The 18,929-nt window shown below is 30.7% G+C and carries 20 protein-coding genes; 8 read left to right on the plus strand and 12 right to left on the minus strand.

Annotation, left to right across the window (positions count from 1 at the left end):
• Window positions 1–8: 8 nt before the first annotated feature.
• From D6200_RS05835 to sucC, 8 genes are all read right to left on the minus strand, one after another.
• Window positions 9–227 (minus strand): hypothetical protein, encoded by a 219-nt coding sequence (locus D6200_RS05835; RefSeq protein ID WP_073183351.1) that lies wholly within the window; start codon window positions 225–227, stop codon window positions 9–11.
• 117 nt (window positions 228–344) lie between these two features.
• Entirely contained in the window at window positions 345–1,208 is an 864-nt protein-coding gene (locus D6200_RS05840; protein WP_073183354.1) for a hypothetical protein, read from the minus strand.
• A 116-nt stretch (window positions 1,209–1,324) separates the two neighbouring features.
• Entirely contained in the window at window positions 1,325–1,894 is a 570-nt protein-coding gene (locus D6200_RS05845) for a hypothetical protein (protein WP_073183356.1), read from the minus strand.
• Window positions 1,895–1,898: 4 nt separating this feature from the next.
• A complete protein-coding gene (locus D6200_RS05850; RefSeq protein WP_073183358.1) occupies window positions 1,899–2,285 on the minus strand; it encodes a hypothetical protein in 387 nt (128 codons plus the stop codon).
• A 14-nt stretch (window positions 2,286–2,299) separates the two neighbouring features.
• Window positions 2,300–2,878 carry a hypothetical protein gene (locus D6200_RS05855; protein WP_073183361.1) on the minus strand — a complete coding sequence of 193 codons (579 nt, stop codon included), beginning with the start codon at window positions 2,876–2,878 and terminating at the stop codon, window positions 2,300–2,302.
• Window position 2,879: 1 nt separating this feature from the next.
• Window positions 2,880–4,331 (minus strand): hypothetical protein, encoded by a 1,452-nt coding sequence (locus D6200_RS05860; protein WP_073183364.1) that lies wholly within the window; start codon window positions 4,329–4,331, stop codon window positions 2,880–2,882.
• Between the two features lie 5 nt (window positions 4,332–4,336).
• A complete protein-coding gene (tssD, locus tag D6200_RS05865) occupies window positions 4,337–5,119 on the minus strand; it encodes a type VI secretion system tube protein TssD (protein WP_073183366.1) in 783 nt (260 codons plus the stop codon).
• 458 nt (window positions 5,120–5,577) lie between these two features.
• The gene (gene sucC / locus D6200_RS05870) at window positions 5,578–6,774 is read right to left on the minus strand and encodes an ADP-forming succinate--CoA ligase subunit beta (RefSeq protein WP_073183369.1); all 1,197 of its coding nucleotides are present in this window, start codon (window positions 6,772–6,774) and stop codon (window positions 5,578–5,580) included.
• 243 nt (window positions 6,775–7,017) lie between these two features.
• On the opposite strand from sucC, the gene D6200_RS05875 reads away from it, so the two are divergent.
• The 6 genes from D6200_RS05875 (at window position 7,018) to D6200_RS05900 (ending at window position 12,646) form a co-directional block, all read left to right on the plus strand.
• Window positions 7,018–9,552: a DUF5916 domain-containing protein gene (locus tag D6200_RS05875; protein WP_073183371.1), complete on the plus strand. Its 2,535-nt coding sequence runs from the start codon at window positions 7,018–7,020 to the stop codon at window positions 9,550–9,552.
• An 89-nt stretch (window positions 9,553–9,641) separates the two neighbouring features.
• On the plus strand, window positions 9,642–10,304 hold the full coding sequence (locus D6200_RS05880; RefSeq protein ID WP_073183373.1) for an ABC transporter ATP-binding protein: 663 nt from the start codon (window positions 9,642–9,644) through the stop codon (window positions 10,302–10,304).
• A gap of 45 nt (window positions 10,305–10,349) precedes the next feature.
• Window positions 10,350–10,901, plus strand: coding sequence for a CPBP family intramembrane glutamic endopeptidase (locus tag D6200_RS05885; RefSeq protein ID WP_073183376.1), 552 nt, complete (start codon window positions 10,350–10,352; stop codon window positions 10,899–10,901).
• A 1-nt stretch (window position 10,902) separates the two neighbouring features.
• The gene (locus D6200_RS05890; RefSeq protein WP_073183378.1) at window positions 10,903–11,667 is read left to right on the plus strand and encodes a TIGR02757 family protein; all 765 of its coding nucleotides are present in this window, start codon (window positions 10,903–10,905) and stop codon (window positions 11,665–11,667) included.
• Window positions 11,668–11,697: 30 nt separating this feature from the next.
• A complete protein-coding gene (locus D6200_RS05895; RefSeq protein WP_053056780.1) occupies window positions 11,698–12,258 on the plus strand; it encodes a PAS domain-containing protein in 561 nt (186 codons plus the stop codon).
• Window positions 12,259–12,262: 4 nt separating this feature from the next.
• Entirely contained in the window at window positions 12,263–12,646 is a 384-nt protein-coding gene (locus D6200_RS05900) for a DUF6122 family protein (RefSeq protein ID WP_206337276.1), read from the plus strand.
• On the opposite strand, the gene D6200_RS05905 is transcribed toward D6200_RS05900, so the two are convergent.
• Together D6200_RS05905 and rimO are read right to left on the minus strand one after the other, a co-directional pair.
• Window positions 12,635–13,393: a Dph6-related ATP pyrophosphatase gene (locus D6200_RS05905; protein ID WP_073183380.1), complete on the minus strand. Its 759-nt coding sequence runs from the start codon at window positions 13,391–13,393 to the stop codon at window positions 12,635–12,637. The two genes, D6200_RS05900 and D6200_RS05905, sit on opposite strands and share 12 nt — an antisense overlap.
• 44 nt (window positions 13,394–13,437) lie before the next feature.
• Window positions 13,438–14,790 carry a 30S ribosomal protein S12 methylthiotransferase RimO gene (gene rimO / locus D6200_RS05910; protein WP_073183382.1) on the minus strand — a complete coding sequence of 451 codons (1,353 nt, stop codon included), beginning with the start codon at window positions 14,788–14,790 and terminating at the stop codon, window positions 13,438–13,440.
• 153 nt (window positions 14,791–14,943) lie between these two features.
• On the opposite strand from rimO, the gene D6200_RS05915 reads away from it, so the two are divergent.
• Together D6200_RS05915 and D6200_RS05920 are read left to right on the plus strand one after the other, a co-directional pair.
• A complete protein-coding gene (locus D6200_RS05915) occupies window positions 14,944–15,519 on the plus strand; it encodes a Crp/Fnr family transcriptional regulator (RefSeq protein ID WP_073183384.1) in 576 nt (191 codons plus the stop codon).
• Between the two features lie 67 nt (window positions 15,520–15,586).
• Window positions 15,587–16,690 (plus strand): SMP-30/gluconolactonase/LRE family protein, encoded by a 1,104-nt coding sequence (locus tag D6200_RS05920; protein WP_073183386.1) that lies wholly within the window; start codon window positions 15,587–15,589, stop codon window positions 16,688–16,690.
• 46 nt (window positions 16,691–16,736) lie between these two features.
• Here the strand turns inward: D6200_RS05920 and D6200_RS05925 are convergent, their stop codons facing one another.
• Together D6200_RS05925 and D6200_RS05930 are read right to left on the minus strand one after the other, a co-directional pair.
• Window positions 16,737–18,383: an amidase family protein gene (locus D6200_RS05925; RefSeq protein ID WP_073183388.1), complete on the minus strand. Its 1,647-nt coding sequence runs from the start codon at window positions 18,381–18,383 to the stop codon at window positions 16,737–16,739.
• Window positions 18,384–18,494: 111 nt separating this feature from the next.
• Window positions 18,495–18,851 (minus strand): winged helix-turn-helix transcriptional regulator, encoded by a 357-nt coding sequence (locus D6200_RS05930; RefSeq protein ID WP_047790634.1) that lies wholly within the window; start codon window positions 18,849–18,851, stop codon window positions 18,495–18,497.
• Between the last annotated feature and the right edge of the window lie 78 nt (window positions 18,852–18,929).

Genomic DNA, 18,929 nt, shown 5'->3' on the forward strand with positions numbered 1-18,929 from the left:
AAACAGCTCTATACATTTTTTGTACTAAACTTTTGTTCACTTTCATAATCGTTTAACTTTTTTAAGGTTCTAAATTTTCCTAATAACAATGCTGATAAAGTTTTATTTAAAACAGCTATTAAATCATACTCTGTCTCTTTTCCGTAAATATGAACAAAAGTTTGAACAGCATCTAATCCTTTTATTTTTGCTCTTTCAAGTTTTTTTTGCTTTATTTGGTCAACCATAGCTTCTTGCTTTTCATGTTTAACTAAAGCTACATATCCTAAAAACTCAAGCCATAAACTAATACCTACTATGGGTCTTTTGGGTAAAAAAACGTTTTAACAAAAAATCAGGTACATTTAAAGGTGTATAGGTACTTTAATTCTTTTTATTTTTTTATCTTTCCCTCTAAGTGGAAGAAGTTTAAACCTTAAATATAGAGTATCTTCTTTTATTAAGTCTTTTGTTAAAGTTGGGTAGTTTTTATAAAAATCTTCAAAAACCCCTAGTGTAATAGAGTCTTTTGTTTCTCTACCTTTAATATATTTTGACGATAGTTTATTCGACAGCTCAGTATCATAAATCATATGCCTGGTGTATAATAAGAACTTTTTTCTTTTATTAGAGCTAAATGACCTTTCTTCATAATCTTTTAATACTTCTATCTTTTTTTCTTTGTTTATATAATAAATTTCCACAGAAGCGCCTTTTTTAGGATTTCTGTATTTGTATTGGTAAGTATGTAAAAGTTCTTGTTGGCTACTCTCAATATATAGATTAAAAGGTAAACTTATCGCGTCTATTTTTTTACTTTTAGGATTATACCAACCGATTATTTCATTGCTTTTTGAAGTAATACTCTTTACTTCAATATTTCTTTGCATACTACAAGAAGAAATAACAAATAGAATTAGCGTTATATATAACTTATATTTCACAATGTATTCAATAAAAATAGATTCAACAATTGTTTTTACTTGTACTGGATTTTTTTTATCCTCTCTAATTAAAAGCATGACATTTCTATCACTAAATATCTTTTTATCATAATCTCTTACCTCTTCTAATGTTTTAAATTTACCTGTAAGTATACTGGATAAAGTATTACTTGTAATAGGCTCTAAGAAATATGCTATTTCATAAACATGTAAAAATGTTCTTAAAGCATCTAATCCTTTTGTTTTTGCTCTTTCAAGTTTTTCTTGCATTATTTGATCAACCATAGCTTCTTGCTTTTCATGTTCAACTAAAGCTACATATCCTAAAAACTCAAGTCATAAACTAATACCTACTATAGGTGTTTTGGGTAAAAAACGTTTTAACAAAAAATCAGGTACGTTTAAAGTTTAATAGGTACTTTAATTCTTTTCTTCTTTCTATTATTATCTTCAAAAATCTTAAACCTTATGTAGAGGGTGTCTTTATCAAGAAGGTTCTTGATAGAAGACGAATACTTTTTTTTAAACTCTTTGAAATTACCTAAAGAAATGGAATCATTGGTTAACCGTTTATTATTTAGCTCAGTAACTATTTTATTTGCTAATTCACTACCAGTAATAATATGCTTAGTAAGTATTAAAAAGTTATTAGTTTCATCAAGCTTTAGTTCTTTTTTCTTAAAGTTTTTGATGGGTATGAGACTATTATCTTTTTCGATTTCATATAGAGATATCGCTTTACCTCTTTTTGAATTTTTGTAATTATACTGATAATATAATAATTCTTTTTTTACATCATCATTAATAATGTTCAGAGATATAGGAAAACTTAATGCCCAAATAGTTTTTTTTTCTACATCATACCAAGCGTAAACATTAGAATCCTTTTTAAATTCACTTTCTATTTTAAAATGTTTACTTGTACTACAAGAAATAAATAAAATTATAAAGGTTATATATATATATTTCATATTGTTAATCAATAAAAATGGCTTTAATTACTGTTGTTTCTGACTTTTTTTCTTCTTCATCTATTACTTTTATCAGAAGTTCTGCTCTTCTTTCTTCTGAAACCTTTTTATCATAATCAGTCACCTCACCAAGAGTTTTAAAATTCCCTATTAATAATTCTGAAAGTGTTTTGGCTGAAACAGGGACTAAAACATAATCTGTTTCATAAACATGTAAAAATGTTCTTAAAGCATCTAATCCTTTTGTTTTTGCTCTTTCAAGTTTTTCTTGCATTATTTGGTCAACCATAGCCTCTTGCTTTTCATGTTCAACTAATGCTACATATCCTAAAAACTCAAGCCATAAACTAATACCTACAATGGGTGTTTTGGGTAAAAAACGTTTTAACAAAAAATCAGGTACGTTTAAAGTTTAATAGGGACTTTAATTCTTTTTGTAGATAGTTTACTTTTTTCATCCTCGTTGTTAAAGCTTAAGAACAAACTATCTTTTACCAATATATTTTCAGCTAAATCTGGTAATTTGTTTTTAAAATCATTAAAAAAGTCGAGTACTATAGAATCACTTTTAAACTCTCTATTTTTATAAGAGTGCAATATTTGGCCGGAATATTTCTTGTTTGTTATTAAATGTTTAGAATAAATAATGTATTTTTTCTTTGTACTAGGTGTTATTTTTTTTCTACTGAAATTCTTTTTCTTTTTTAATTTTCCATTTGCTTCTAACTCATACAAAAATGTATGTGTACCACTGTTTTTATCTGCATAAATATATTTATGAGATATGAACTCACGTGGTGTTAGAAAACTTTTATTTTCAACTTCTAAATATATAGGAACACTAAAAGCCCAAATATCTTTCTGCTCTTTATCATACCAAGCAATAACTTTATATTTATTAGACACTTTACTTGTAACAGTAATTTCTTTAGTTGTTGTACATGAAACTAATAGAAGTGTGAGTATAATATTTAAATACTTCATTTTATTTAGAGAAAAAAATTGATTCAATAATTGTTTTAGTTTGCACAGGATTGGTTTTATTATCCTTTTTTATTAAAAGTTCAATATTCCTTTCCCCTCTTGTTTTCGCATCAAAGTCAAGTAAATCATTTAATGTTTTAAAATTATTTGTTAATAATTTACCTAAAGTCTTGCTTGTTACTTTTCTTAATTCATAATCTGTTTCATAAACATGTAAAAATGTTCTTAAAGCATCTAGTCCTTTTATTTTTGCTCTTTCAAGTTTTTCTTGCATTATTTGGTCAACCATAGCTTCTTGCTTTTCATGTTCAACTAAAGCTACATATCCTAAAAACTCAAGCCATAAACTAATACCTACAATGGGTGTTTTGGGTAAAAAACGTTTTAACAAAAAATCAGGTACATTTAAAGGTGTATCCGTTATTTCTTCTAAACTCATCATAGAGAAATCAACCAAACTAAATATTTTACTAAATGTTTCAGATGCATCTTCAGCACTCATTAATGGCCTTATACGTAATGTATTTAGTATTTCTACATTAGTACCATTAGTTGCAAAATAATGTGCTTGATTAGCTGCTGATTTTACAACACCGTTATCAAAACGTCTACCTCTTTTTACAATTATTTCTTTGTTAAATACTTCTTCGGTGTATTGGTAAATTTTTCTAGACTTGGTATGTATTTTACCATTTGTATCTACCATAGTACCTTTGGCTAATTTCGCCAATGCAATGGTAGTTACTTTACTTTCAATAGCATTATTATAACCTACTACAGCACTATTTACAAGTTCTTCAGCTTTCTTTTTAACTTTATCTTTAATCCTTGACTTAGCAATGTCCTCAACTTCATCAATTGTAGCTTCTTTAAGTTCAGCTAAAAACAAAGGGCTTCCATCGTTAGCGATAAGCTGTGGTAATTTACCTCCTGCAATAGAAGGTTTAAAAAACAAAGTTCTTGAATTAAACTCTACTTGTAAGCGCTCTTCTTCTTTTTTAGGCACTTTCGCCCAAAGGTTTGTATCGTAATTGGGTAATTTAAAATAAACTTGCCAATATAAATCTAGGTCATAAGCAGTGTCTTTTTTTAACATACCTTCCCATTTCTCATCAAGATAAAGTTTTATACTAGCTTTTCGTATTCCCCCTTTTTCTATTACTTCAGTTTTTATAATAACTTCTTCTTCATTAAACTTATCATCATTAAGACTATCGGGAAAAAAATTATCGTGTTCATAAAGTTTAAACTCTAATTGTGTTTTATTTGGCAATCCTGTTATTTCCGTGTGAAAGTATACAGTTTCAGAAAGTTCAGCCTTGTTTATAGTTTCTTTTCCTTCCTTATCATAACTCCATTTATGATTGAAAAAAGCAATTTTGTAACCCAATACTTCTTTGGTTATTGATTGTCCTGTTTCGTTTAACGTAATTTTAAATTTTGTTTCAGCCATAGCTTTTAGTTAATTTCTTCTTTTTCAGGAACTATAACTTCCAGTGTTATTTTTTCAAGATTACTGTTAATTACATAATCTTTTAATATATCATCTTTTAAAACGGTGTTCTTATACTTAAAGTCGTAAGACTTGTCATTTAAATTTAGTGTTATGGTTTTACCAATAGCATTAATTGTTTCAACATGTAACACAATTGTATCACCTGCAAAATATTCTTCAATTTCTTCATTGTTGGTGTTTTTTATTGTGTACTTAGTTATTTTTATGCGGTTATCATTTGTTTTTGCCTTGTATGGAGTTTCTTTTATAGGCGGTATAAAACTTTCTTGCCAAGGCTTTATATAACGAGTAGTGCTTTTTCTACGCCAGTCGGTACTATTATTAAAAAAACGATAGTCTTGCATCGCAGGCGATATGGTTAACGTAACATACATACCTTTTTGGTTATCAAAAGCTTCGTAATAGTTTACAAGTACACCATCTTGAAAGTTGTTTTGGAACAGCTCTACTCCATCAAACTCGTCTTTGTAAAAAACTATTTTACCGTCTCTTAACTGATAAAGATTAAAAGGATGACGTATTTTTTTATTGCCTCTTCTATCTGATTTAATCCAATCAACAAAAGTATCATCGTACATTTCAGATTCAAAAGTTACTGAAATAGTTCCTCCTAATAAGGCTGAAGTAGGTTTACCATTCCAATCAGTAAGTCTGTTATAATTTAAGTTAGTAGTAAGCAATTCTCGTTCCTCACCACATATAAAAAGCTTTGCTTTTATGTTCATAGATGTATTTTTAGGGTGGTACAATTTTTTGAGTTAAAGATATAAAACATCTTCAAAATCACACATTTAATATATTGATTTTTAAGTTTTTTACTGTAAAACACTGTCTTTTAACAAGAACCAATTTTATTTGTACGCAGCTTGTACCTTTGCACACTATTTTATGTACTTAAAAAGTCACTAAGTAGTACGTGTTTTTTTTCTCTTTTATTCGAGCAGTCATCTATTTCAATACATTTAATTATGAAACTAGACAGGTAACTTAACTCTATCACTTACTTATTTATTAGAGTTTACTTTTAAGTTATTAGCTTCTGAGTCTTTCATATTGACTTTTAATTCATGATATTAAAAACTAAACCTCATTAGAATTTAGATTTCTAATGAGGTTTGGTTTTCTGACCTTAAAATATATAACACTATTTAGGACCAGTTATAACTAAGAATTAAATGGTAGTTTAAGCGTTTAAAACTTCCCCTACTTTGTCAGCAGCCTCTTGGAACTCAGTAGCTGAGATTATCTCCATTCCGCTATTGTCTATTAATTCTTTTGCTTCTTTAGCATTTGTTCCTTGTAAACGACAAATAATAGGCACATTAATTTTGTCTCCCATATTTTTATAAGCATCTACAACACCTTGAGCAACACGATCACAACGAACGATTCCTCCAAAAATGTTTACTAAGATAGCTTTTACATTAGGGTCTTTTAAAATGATTCCGAAAGCAGTTTCAACACGCTGTGCATCTGCAGTACCACCAACATCTAAGAAGTTAGCTGGATCACCACCTGCTTGCTTAATTAAATCCATAGTTCCCATTGCTAAACCAGCTCCGTTTACCATACATCCAACATTACCATCTAAATCTACATAGTTTAATCCTGTAGCTTTAGCTTCTACCTCAATTGGATTTTCTTCACGTAAATCACGCATTGCTGCATAATCTTTATGACGATATAATGCATTCTCATCTAACGATACTTTAGCATCTACTGCCATAATTTTATCATCAGATGTTTTTAATACTGGGTTAATTTCAAACATCGAAGAATCAGACTTGATGTATGCAGTATATAAAGCAGTAACAAATTTTACCATTTCTTTTAAAGCCCCACCGCTTAAACCTAAATTAAAAGCAATTTTACGAGCTTGAAAAGGTAATAATCCTGTTCCTGGATCAATTTCTTCTGTAAAAATTAAGTGTGGAGTTTCTTCTGCCACAGTTTCAATATCCATACCTCCTTCAGTAGAGTACATAATCATGTTTCTACCCGTAGCACGGTTTAATAAAACTGACATATAAAATTCATCTGGCTCACTATCACCAGGATAATATACATCCTCAGCAATTAACACTTGGTTAACTAACTTTCCTTCTGCTGAAGTTTGAGGAGTTACTAACATCATTCCTAAAATATCATCAGAAATGCTCTTTACTTCGTCTAAGTTTTTAGCTAACTTAACACCTCCACCTTTTCCACGACCACCTGCGTGTACTTGAGCTTTGATTACGTGCCAACCAGTACCTGTTTCTTCTGTTAATTTTTTTGCTGCTTCAACAGCTTCTTCTGGAGTATTTGCAACAATTCCGCGTTGAATACGAACGCCAAAACTGCTTAATATTTCTTTACCTTGATATTCGTGTAAGTTCATTAGATATGAATTTTTAAAAGTCGAACAAAAATACAAATTCAATTTATAATACCTTATAATTTGTACTTTAATTTATAATTAAATCAAGTTTTATTTAATTTTCATTCTACTATTTTTTTAACATTTAAACTTTTAACACTCTTTTTTTTAACACGTTTTTACTGTAATTAACATGATTTTATGATTTATTAATCCAAATCATAATAATTTAGCGCGACAACTAACACTATACATCAATAAATTATGCTTAAGATTTTAGCATTTATTATAACTTGTTTCTTCTTTATTGAAGTTACAACCGCCCAAACCATTAATAAAAACAGAAAAAAACTAAATGTAGTACGTGTAGATACCCCTCCAAAAATTGACGGAAAATTAAATGACATTGCCTGGAAAAATACTCCAGCCGCAAAAGATTTTGTAATGTTGCGTCCTGATAACGGAAGAGCAGAACCTGACACCCATAAAACAGTAGTAAAATTAGTATACGATGATAATGCTATTTATATCTGTGCTAAAATGTACGATCCTGAACCATCTAAAATACCTGCAGAGTTTACTAACAGAGACAATATTGGTAACAGCGATTTCTTTTTAATAACTATTAACCCTAACGATGACGGACAAAATCCTTTTGAGTTTATAGTAACCAGTTCAGGAGCCAAAGCAGACTCAAAAGTATCTAACGGAAATGAAGATTTTAACTGGAGTGCTGTATGGGATAGCGATTTTAGTATTAATCAAGATTCTTGGGTTGTAGAAATGAAAATCCCTTATAGAGCTTTGCGTTTTGCTAATACTCCTGTTCAATCATGGGGAATCAATTACCACAGAAAAGTGCTCAATTTAAATGCTCAATTTACATGGAACCATATTGATAATCAACAAGGGAATTGGACTCAATATGATGGTTTATATGAAAACTTCACCAATATAAAACCTCCTACCCGATTAAACTTTTATCCGTATGCCTCTGCAACTACGACCACTAAAGATGGAAATACTGACTTTGATTGGAGTGTAGGAATGGATGTAAAGTATGGTATTACCGAAAACTTTACCTTAGATGCTACTTTAATTCCTGATTTTAGCCAAGTAGGTTTTGATAATGTTACCTTAAACCTCGGTCCTTTTGAACAACAATTTACAGAACAACGTCAGTTTTTTACTGAAGGAACTGAACTATTTAGTAAAGGTAATTTGTTTTACTCAAGAAGAATTGGAGGACGACCAATAGATCAATTTTCTAACGAACGAAAAGACGATGATGAGTTTATTAATGGAAAAAAAATAAATGATGAAGTTATAGATGTTCCTGATAAAGTTCAAATGCTAAACGCCATAAAAATATCTGGAAGAACCAAAGGTGGTTTAGGAATAGGATTCTTTAATGCCATTACTGAAAAAACAGAAGCTACTGTTGAAAGAACTAAGCAAACAATTAATGGATTAGATACTATTAGCAATGTAAGTACTTATAAAACTACAGTTAATCCGTTTTCTAATTACAATATTATGGTGTTAGACCAACAGTTTAATCAAAACTCATCTATTACCTTAATTAATACCAATGTAACTCGTGATGGACGATTTAGAGATGCTAATGTTACTGGACTTCTATGGCATGTTGAGGATAAAAAAAGTAGGTATAATATAGACGGAAGTTTTAAAATGAGTAGTATCTCTGACGATGAAGACAACCCTAATACGGGGTACACTTTCGATACCAGTATAGGTAAACATTCAGGGAATTGGCGTGGAGAAATTGGATATAATTTTGAAAATAAAGACTACAACCCTAACGATATGGGGATTCTTTTTAGCAACAACGAACAAGCTATTTATGGTTTTGTTGGCTATCGATTATTAAAACCTAAAGGAATATTCAATAATTATAGAATTAATGTTTTTTATGATATTAACTTCTTACACAATCCAGGAACGTATGTAGGTACAAATGTTAGTTTATCTTTTGGCGCTGATACAAAAAAGCGATTCAGTTTTGGAGGAAACTTGAATTATAGCACAGAACGAAAAGATTTTTTTGAACCTAGACAAGGAACTACTAGTGGAATTTTTTTTAACAGACCTGAAAGGCTAAATGTGAATCATTGGGGGTCTACTGATTATAGAAAAAAGTTTGCAATAGACTACGATTGGTATTATACTTTTTACAAAAACAACCCTAAAGAAGATTATGGGTTTAGAGTTTCTCCTAGATATCGTTTCACTAATAAGTTTTCTTTGATTTATGGTTTTAGATATGGCAAAACCAATAACGGTCAGGGGTATGTTACAAAGATTGATGAAGATGATGTAGAAGAAAAACCTTTATTAGCTCCTTTAAAAAATCACATTATTTTCGGGCAACGAGATTGGGATACTTATGACAATTCATTAACTGGAAAATACACATTTAGTACAAAATCAGCAGCGTCGTTATCGTTTAGGCACAATTGGAGTAAAGTTCCATATTTAGGTCTATTTTATAGTTTGAATGAAGATAATGGAGAACTTGTTTCAAATAATTATCAAGGAGAACACGATAAAAACTTTAATAGCTGGAACTTAGACTTAAACTATCAATGGCAATTTGCTCCTGGTAGTCAATTGATTTTTTTCTACAGAAACTCAATAAGGCCTGATCATGATTTTGCTCCAGCTAATATTGATTTTAAAGACAACATCTCAAAACTTTTTGACCAAAGTATGCAGCATAGATTCTCTGTTCGATTGGTTTATTTTATCGATTACAACAACATCAAAAACATAATTTAAATACTCGTTCATTTATTATTTGAAATCAGGTAAGCATTAAAGCGTATCTGATTTCTTTTTTATACATTCGTTACTTAGAAAATAACACTATGATTGTTGCTAAAAACATCCACAAACATTACGGAGAGGTAGAAATATTAAAAGGCGTTGATCTTCATATAAAAAAAGGAGAAATCGTCGCTATTGTTGGTCCGTCAGGAGCAGGAAAAACAACCTTATTACAAATTTTAGGAACTTTAGATAAGCCCTTAAAAAATCAGAGCTACGAATTATTGGTCGATGGTGTTTCTATAAAAGGTTTAAACGATACCAAAGTTTCTGCTTTCCGAAATAAACATATCGGATTCATTTTTCAATTTCATCAGTTGTTACCAGAGTTTACTGCTTTAGAAAATGTTTGTATTCCTGCTTTTATAGGAGGAAAAGGAAAAACAGAAACCGAAAAAAGAGCAAAAGAATTACTAGCCTTTTTAGGATTATCGCACAGAGAAAACCACAAACCTAACGAGCTTTCTGGAGGAGAACAACAACGTGTTGCTGTTGCTAGAGCTTTAATTAACGAACCTTCTGTTATTTTTGCAGATGAACCTTCAGGAAATTTGGATTCTACTTCTGCTAAAAACTTACATGAACTGTTTTTTAAGTTACGTGATGAGTTTGGCCAAACATTTGTATTAGTGACACATAACAAAGAGTTAGCACAAATGGCTGATAGAACACTTACCATGAAAGACGGAATTATTGTTGAATAATGTAACTATTTAAAGTTTCTTGCTACTAATTAATAAATCAATTCCATGAAAGAAACTTTTCAAGAACTTATCATTTATTTAAAAAATCCTGTCTTAGAAAAAGATACTAATCAAGATGTTTCTTATCGATTTCAAAAATTCTTTCATTTACTTATTATAAGTATTATAACAGGTGCTGTATTATCTCCTCTTTTTATCCTTATTCAAGAGTTGGGTTGGGTAAATATGAATGAACATGCCATGGAAGAATTATTGAAAGAACACCCTAAATGGTTTATTGCTTTTTTAGCAATTATTTTGGCTCCTTTGTTTGAAGAATTATTTTTTAGAGCTCCCATTACTTTATTTCATCGTAAGAAAACATTTAAAATAAGTTTCTATGTCTTTGCTATACTTTTTGGTTTGGTACACTTAACCAATTTTGGTATTACCACAAACGTACTTTTATTAGCTCCAATACTAGTAGCTCCGCAAACTATTTTAGGCGGTTATTTAGGATTTATTAGAGTTCGTTTTGGCTTAAGATGGAGTATGTTATTACACGCTTGCTATAATGCTTTCTTTGTTTTGCTTAGTTTTGCAGGAGATTTAGCATAGCATGAACAATAAAGAGCTTAAAGATTTTTTAGACGAAAAGGTTATACAATATAATAATCCTGATTTTATTGATAGTGATCCTATTCAAATTCCACACCAATTTTCAGTAAAAGAAGATATTGAAATTGCTGGTTTTTTAGCAGCAACTATTGCTTGGGGAAATCGTAAAATGATTATTAACAACTCCCATAAAATGATGGATTTAATGGGAAGTTCTCCTTATGATTTTGTTCTCAATCATTCTGAAGAAGATTTAGCTAATTTTGACGGATTTGTACACAGAACATTTAATGCCGATGATTTTAAGTTCTTTGTTCAGGCATTAAAAAACATCTATCAGAATCATGGGGGATTAGAAGCTGTTTTAAAACCAAAAGATAAAGCAGATAATTACCAACATGCTATACATCGTTTCAAACAAGTTTTTTTTGAAATCCCTCATCAACCAAGAACTCTAAAACATGTTTCTGACCCTTTAAAAGGCTCTGCATCTAAAAGAATTAATATGTTTTTACGTTGGATGGTTCGCGATAATACCACTGGAGTCGATTTAGGCATATGGAAAACACACTCGTCAGCACACTTACATTGTCCGTTAGATGTTCACACAGGAAATATTGCTAGAAAACTAAAAATACTTACTAGGAAGCAAAATGATTGGAAAGCTATTCAAGAACTTGATCTTACTTTAAGAACGTTTGATAAAAAGGATCCTGTGAAATATGATTTTGCCCTTTTTGGTTTAGGTGTATTTGAAAAGTTTTAATTTTTTACATTTACAAAAAATTATATTAGTATGAAAAACTGTTTTGACAAAATGATGTCTCTTGATATTTATACATCTAACTTAACTAATGATGAGTATTCTAAAATAGCCAATAACCTTACACTCGCTTCCAAAAAAAGTATAAATATTTTAAGTTGGGGAATTCAACAGTTATTTATGAGTTCAACAGTTTCTAATGATATTAATGTTTTAAAAAACTTACGTAAAAACTACAACTGGAAAAATAACATAACTTCTATTTTAAACGAGAACTATTATGAAGCGCTTGTATTAACAGATGTTACAAAAAAAATTATTTGGGCTAACGATGGCTTCTCTAAAATGACTGGATATGACATTGATTTTGTTATTAACAAAACTGGACGTTTTTTTCAAGGAGAAAAGACAAAAGAAAGTACTCGAAAACGAATTAGAAATAAATTATTAAAAGGGAAACCTTTTAAAGATATTATTGTTAATTATAGAAAAGATAAGTCCTACTACAAGTGTGAGTTATATATTATTCCTTTATATAAAAACAGCCCTACAGAAGTTACTCATTTTTTAGCTTTAGAAAAAGAAATAGCTTAGCATAGTGCAACAATTCATCCATTATTTTTTACATTTCGGATTTCCTGTTTTTATCGCTTTCTTCTTTTTTAAAAAAAATTGGATAAAAGTTGCTATAACACTACTAGCAACTATGCTAGTAGATATAGATCACTTATTAGCAAGCCCTATATTTGACCCAAACCGATGTAGTTTTGGGTTTCACCTATTTCATTCCTACTATGCTATTGGAGTGTATGTTATTTTACTTTTTTTTAAAAGACCATACAACATTATTGGCTTAGGGCTATTATTACATATGCTAACCGACTTTATCGATTGTTTGTTTATGTACAACACTTGTAGTTCTTGCCTAGAAAATGCTCCTGCTCAAAGACTATTAGAAGCTATAAATAAATTACTTTTTTAGCTGTAAATCACAGTACCAAAAACTTCTATCATAGTTTTTAGTAGTCGTTTCTTCTGATTTCTTAGTTTTCTTTGAATCTTGATAACAATTGTCATCATCGTTTTTATGTAACGTATACGATTTCAATACCTTCTCTCCTATTTCAAACTCCACAGGTTTCTTAAAAATAGGACCGTCATAACAAAACGTATGGAACTCTCCATTCTCCCCACAAACATCAACTCCATCAGGAAGTTCATTAATAAAACCTTCATCAATAACTCTCCCTACAAATTCTTCTCCTAGCAATTTTGCATTCACACAAACAGTAATTGTTTTAAAGCCTAAATCTAAAAACTCTCTAAGTAATTCTTTTGTATCTTGTTTCCAAAGTGGGTAAACACCAGTAATTCCAACCTCTTGTAGCTTCGAATCGCGATATGCTCTCAAGTCTTCCAAGAAAATATCACCAAAAATACCATTTACAAGTCCTGCTTCTTTTAACTCCGCAGTCTTCTCTTTCATTCTTTGATTATATAAATCCATTGTAACCTCAGCTGGAAAATATATTTTTTCTAAAGGAATACCAATGCTTTCAGTCTGTGCATTCAGTAAATCCTCATGTAAACCATGCATTGAAACACGCTGATAATCTTGATTTACATTTGTTATCAATTTTTGTACATCGTATTCTTTTTGTTGTAAAATTTTATACAATGCTAATGACGAATCTTTTCCTGAACTCCAGTTAAAATAGGCTTTTTTCATGCGACAAATATGCATAAAAAAACCTGCATTGCGCAGGTTTGATTTTATTTTCTCTTTTGATTTAAAGGAACTGGTCTTTCTTGTTTTACTACTGGTTTTCCGTGCAAGTCAAAATCACCTGCATCAAAAATTTCAATATCGATAAACTCTCCTAGTTTGATATAATACTCACGAGCATCAACAATTACGTCATTATCTACATCTGGTGAGTCAAACTCGGTACGTCCGTAATAGTACTCTCCATCTTTTCTATCGAATAAACATTTGAACGTCTTTCCTATTTTCTCTTGATTCAATTCCCAAGAAATTTGCGACTGCACTTCCATGATTTCATTCACCCTTCTAAACTTTACATCCGCAGGTACATCGTCTTCTAAAACATACGCTCCTGTATTTTCTTCATGCGAGTATTCAAAAGCTCCTAAACGCTCAAAACGCATCTCTTCTACCCAGTCTTTTAATTCTTGGAATTGCTCTTCAGTTTCTCCCGGATATCCAACAATTAATGTTGTACGAATTGCCATGTTTGGCACTGCCTCTCGAAATTTATGAATCAGCGAAGTCGTTTTTTCGTGCGTTGTACCACGCTTCATCGACTTTAAAATTTCGGTATTGATATGCTGTAACGGAATATCTAGATAATTACAAACCTTTGGTTCGTTTTTCATCACTTCCAATACATCCATAGGGAAACCTGTTGGAAATGCATAATGCAAACGAATCCACTCTATACCTTCAACTTTTACTAATTCTTTTAATAAATCTGCTAAAGCACGCTTTTTATAGATATCCAATCCGTAATAGGTTAAATCTTGTGCGATTAGCATAATTTCCTTAATCCCTTTTTCTGCCAATTTCGTTGCTTCTGTAACCAAATCTTCAATTGGTGTCGATTTATGCTTGCCACGCATTAACGGAATGGCACAGAACGAACACGGGCGGTCACATCCTTCTGCAATCTTTAAATAGGCATAATGCTCTGGAGTCGTGGTTAAACGTTCACCGATTAACTCATGCTTATAGTCTGCTTCTAAAACTTTTAACAAATTTGGTAAATCGTGTGTACCAAAATACTGATCTACATTGGTAATTTCAGCTTCTAAGTCTGGCTTGTAACGTTCGCTTAAACACCCCGTAACAAACACTTTATCTACTTCACCTTCTTCTTTCTTTTGTGCATAGTGTAAAATAGTTTCTACACTTTCTTCTTTGGCTTTACCAATAAAACCACACGTATTAATTACTACAATATTTCCATCGTCATTTTCATCTTCATGAACCACTTCTTTACCATTAGCTTTTAACTGCCCCATTAACACTTCACTATCGTAAACGTTTTTAGAGCAACCTAAAGTAACTACATTAATTTTGTTTTGTTTTGTTGTTTTGGTACGCATACTATAAAAATTCGGTGTGCAAAGATACGTTTTAATTGAACTTCTTTAACTTTAAACCCCTAAAAATTAGTTTGATTCTTATCCTTGTTTTCGGTAACTTCGTTATTAACGAAACTTGTATGTTTACAAACTACGTTAACCTCTTATTAAAAAATGAACGAACTCAAAAGATTATTATACGACTTAATCGGACTTACTGAAAATGAGTTTAAAACATTTTATAATCAATTAGAAAAAAAAGAGTATAAATCAAAAACATTAGTTATTAAAGAAGGGAGAAAAGCTAAGGATTTATACTTTATTGAATCTGGTTTTTTTAGAACATTTAAAAATATAGAAGGTAAAGAGTTTACAACCTATTTTTCTTGCGATAACCAGTTTATAACAGTTTTTGATAGTTTTATATACCAAACTCCTTCTCTTGAATTTCTAGAAGCTATTGAAGATAGCGTAGTTTATAAAATTTCTTTTGAAAGTTTAACTCAATTATATAAAGAATCTCCCAACTTTGAGAAGTTTGGTAGAGTTTTAGCTGAGCAAAATCACCTTTGTGCACAACAAAGAGTTCTAACTATGCAAACAAAATCGGCTAAAAAAAAGTATTTAGACTTTATTAAAAACTATGATAAAAAAATTGTTTTAAGAGCTCCTCAATACCAAATCGCAAGCTTTCTTGGTATAGCTGCCGAATCTTTGAGTAGGATTCGAAAAGAAGTTACTATTTCCTAACATTTGTCAAGATAGAAATAAATTACTGTCATTTTCTTTGTCTTTATAAATTATAAAAACAAATACAATGAAAATTGCATCATTAGTAAAATACGCTACATTATTAATCTTACTCATTTTTATAACCAGTGTTACTTTTAAATCATGTTCAATTAATCCAGAAGCTTGGTTTCCTCCTACACCTCCTAAATTAGTAGGCGCGCTTCATGAAAATGAACTACTAAGCTCAACTCAACACATCGATTTAGACGGTTGGTATGGGCCTGAGGATATTGCAGTAGATAATCAAGGAAATCTATATTGTGGAGTTCATATTTCTGAAACAGACTTTTCAGATGGTAGAATTTTAAAAATTGACACATCGGGAAAAGTTTCTGTGTTTTGTAATACTGAATCTTGGGTTGCTGGTCTGCATTTTGACAGCAATCAAAATCTAATTGCTTGTGACTTAAAAAGAGGTTTAATCAGTGTAGATAAAAAAGGAAAAATTACCACTTTAGCAAGTGAAGATGAAAACGGGAACAAGTTTCTTATCCCCAATGATGTAGACATTGCTTCTGATGGAACTATTTACTTTACCAATACTTCTTCTAAAATTCCTTTTAGTAGAACACATATTTGGAAACTATTAATGGAAGCTAAACCTGATGGAGGTCTTTATAGTTACAATCCGAAAACCAAAGAAGTAAAAACACTTATAGAGGGTACTTATTTCGGAAACGGTGTTGCGGTTTCTCAAAAGGATGACTTTGTGTTAATGGTAGATTTGGCTAAATATAGAATTCTTAGATACTGGTTAAAAGGCAGTAATAAAGGAACAACAGATATTTTTCTTGATAACCTACCTGGTTTTCCTAATGGAGTTTCTAGAAGAACCGATGGTAGTTTTTGGCTTGGTTTTTCAACTAAAAGAGATTCTTCTTTAGATGAAATACACTCTAAACCTCTTGTAAAAAAGTTAGTATATGGTCTTCCTCTATTTTTACAACCTAAAGTAGCTCGCTATGGAATGATTATGCATTTGAGTGCTGATGGAGAGATTTTAAAAACTTATTATGACACGACTGGTAAAGTTGTGTCAGAAGCTAGTTCTGTTGAAGAGCATGATGGATATCTTTATCTTGGCGGAGATGTGTCTGGTTATATTGGAAAATACAAATTAGAGAATTAAAATAAAAACTCCCGAATTGGGAGTTTTTATTTTATATGTAGTCCTATTAATGATAATCAACTGGAGTCTTTCTTGCTTTCGTTAGTTTCTCAAAAGCATACCCTAGCTGCAATAATTCTTTTTCAGTAAAAGGCTTCCCTATAAACGTTAAACTAACAGGTTCTCCAGAGTTTTTATATCCCATAGGAACTGTTAATGTCGGATACTTCGCTACTGCTGCAATACCAGAATGATAATTATTAATTGATAGAATACCATCTAAATTTTGGGCTTTTAAAGCTTGTAAAAATTTCTTTCCATTATAACTTAGACTATCTTTTACCACCTCTAACTGAGCTAAACTAGTCGTATCTTTTATTATTCCTTCAAATAGCTGTTGTCCGTATGGAGCTCTTTTTGTAGAATCTTTTTTATTAAACTCAACCACATCTTGTATATTTTTCACTGTTAGCTTTTTGTTTCCGTGAGTAGCTAAGTATTCAGGTAAATCATGTTTCATATCTATATTCAACAGTGTAATAAATCCATCAAAAGAAATTTCAGGTGGTATTATCTCAATAATTTCTGCACCAGCTTCTTGTAACTTTTCTACACTTGCTTTATAAATAGAATCTGTTAAAATAGGTTTTAGCACTCCTATTCTTTTTCCTTGGATTGTGTAGCTTTCATTAAGTAATTCTTTAGGTTTAAAATCTTCTATTTCTAAAGAAGCAGCATCCTCATTATCTTTTCCTAGCATCGCTTCAAATAAAATAACATTGTCTACGACACTTTTAGTCATCGGACCTGGAGTATCTAACGTACTTGAAATCGGAACAATTCCTGAGCGACTTAAAACACCAATTGTTGGTTTTAATCCAACCACTGAGTTTTGACTTGATGGTGAAGTTATAGACCCTGCTGTTTCTGTACCTACAGCAGCTACGGCATAGTTTGCTGCTACAGAAACTCCACTTCCTGAGCTAGAACCTCCTGTTTCAAAAACTTTTCTTCCATAAGGATTTAAGGTTTGCCCTCCAGTGGCACTATACCCTAACGGACAATCTTCACAAAAGAAGTATGCCCATTCACTTAAGTTTACTTTTCCTAAAATTAATGCTCCCGCTTCTCTTAATTTTTTGACAATAAAAGCATCCTTGTCAGTTGAGTTGTTTTGTAAAGCTACAGCTCCAGCAGTCGTTATCATTCCTGCGGCATCAATATTATCCTTTATCAAAATTGGAATTCCATTCAAGGAAAATTCATTTGCTTCTTTTGATTCTTTATCTTTTGCTCTTGCTTCTTCTAATACCTTTGGATTTAGAGATATAATTGCATTCAAATACTTTGTACTATCACTTTCAAACTTTCGTATTCTATATAAATAGAATAATGTTAGTTTTTCGTACGTGAGTTTTTTATTTGTTATGCTCTTTTGAATAGTTGGAATATCTTTTTCTAAAATTAATGGCTTTAGTTGTTGATATTCTTCTTCTGAAAATCTTGATAGCTCCTTTTCAAAAGGTTTGAGTTCTTTATTTAAATCTAAAAAATGAGACTGAAGTAATTTAAACTGCATTCTCTTTTTCTCGTGATCTTGCTGTTTTTCTATTTCTGATGATTCATCATAGCTTTTAAAATATACCTTTACAGCTTTTTGCTTACATGCACTTATAAATAGAAGAGTTAATAATAAAAAAGTAGCTTTTCTCATTGGTCAAATATTTGATACTCAAATGTAATTATAAAAATTGAAAAGCTTTATTTAGGATAACAAAACTGCCTTATTATCTAAACTCTAATAGTTGATAATATACGGAGATTATTATTTAGAATGGTTTGTTACGGCAAAATCTCCCCAGTCTGCGATAGACTGAATTATAGGAATTAAACTTTTTCCTAAATCAGTTAAAGAATACTCTACTTTTAATGGTGGTTTTGAGGTGTACACTTTTCTTTTTATTACACCATCTTCTTCCAAGGCTTTTAACTGTAAACTTAAAGTTCGTTCTGTAACCATTGGAATTTCTTTTCTTAACTCACTGTAACGAAGCGTTCCTTTTATTAAATGAAAAAGAATTACTGTTTTCCATTTCCCTCCAATAACTCCCATAGTAAGACTCGTACAGCAGGGGAACTCTCTTCCTTTAAACTTAAGTGTTTTAGATTCTTGTACCTCCATAATTTATACTATCCTTTTTGACCGTTATTGCAAAGATAAAAAACTATACTTACTTTTGATACTATAATTTTTATAGTT

Origin of the sequence: Tenacibaculum mesophilum, assembly GCF_003867075.1 — a bacterium.
In the GTDB taxonomy this organism is placed as follows: Bacteria; Bacteroidota; Bacteroidia; order Flavobacteriales; family Flavobacteriaceae; genus Polaribacter; species Polaribacter mesophilus.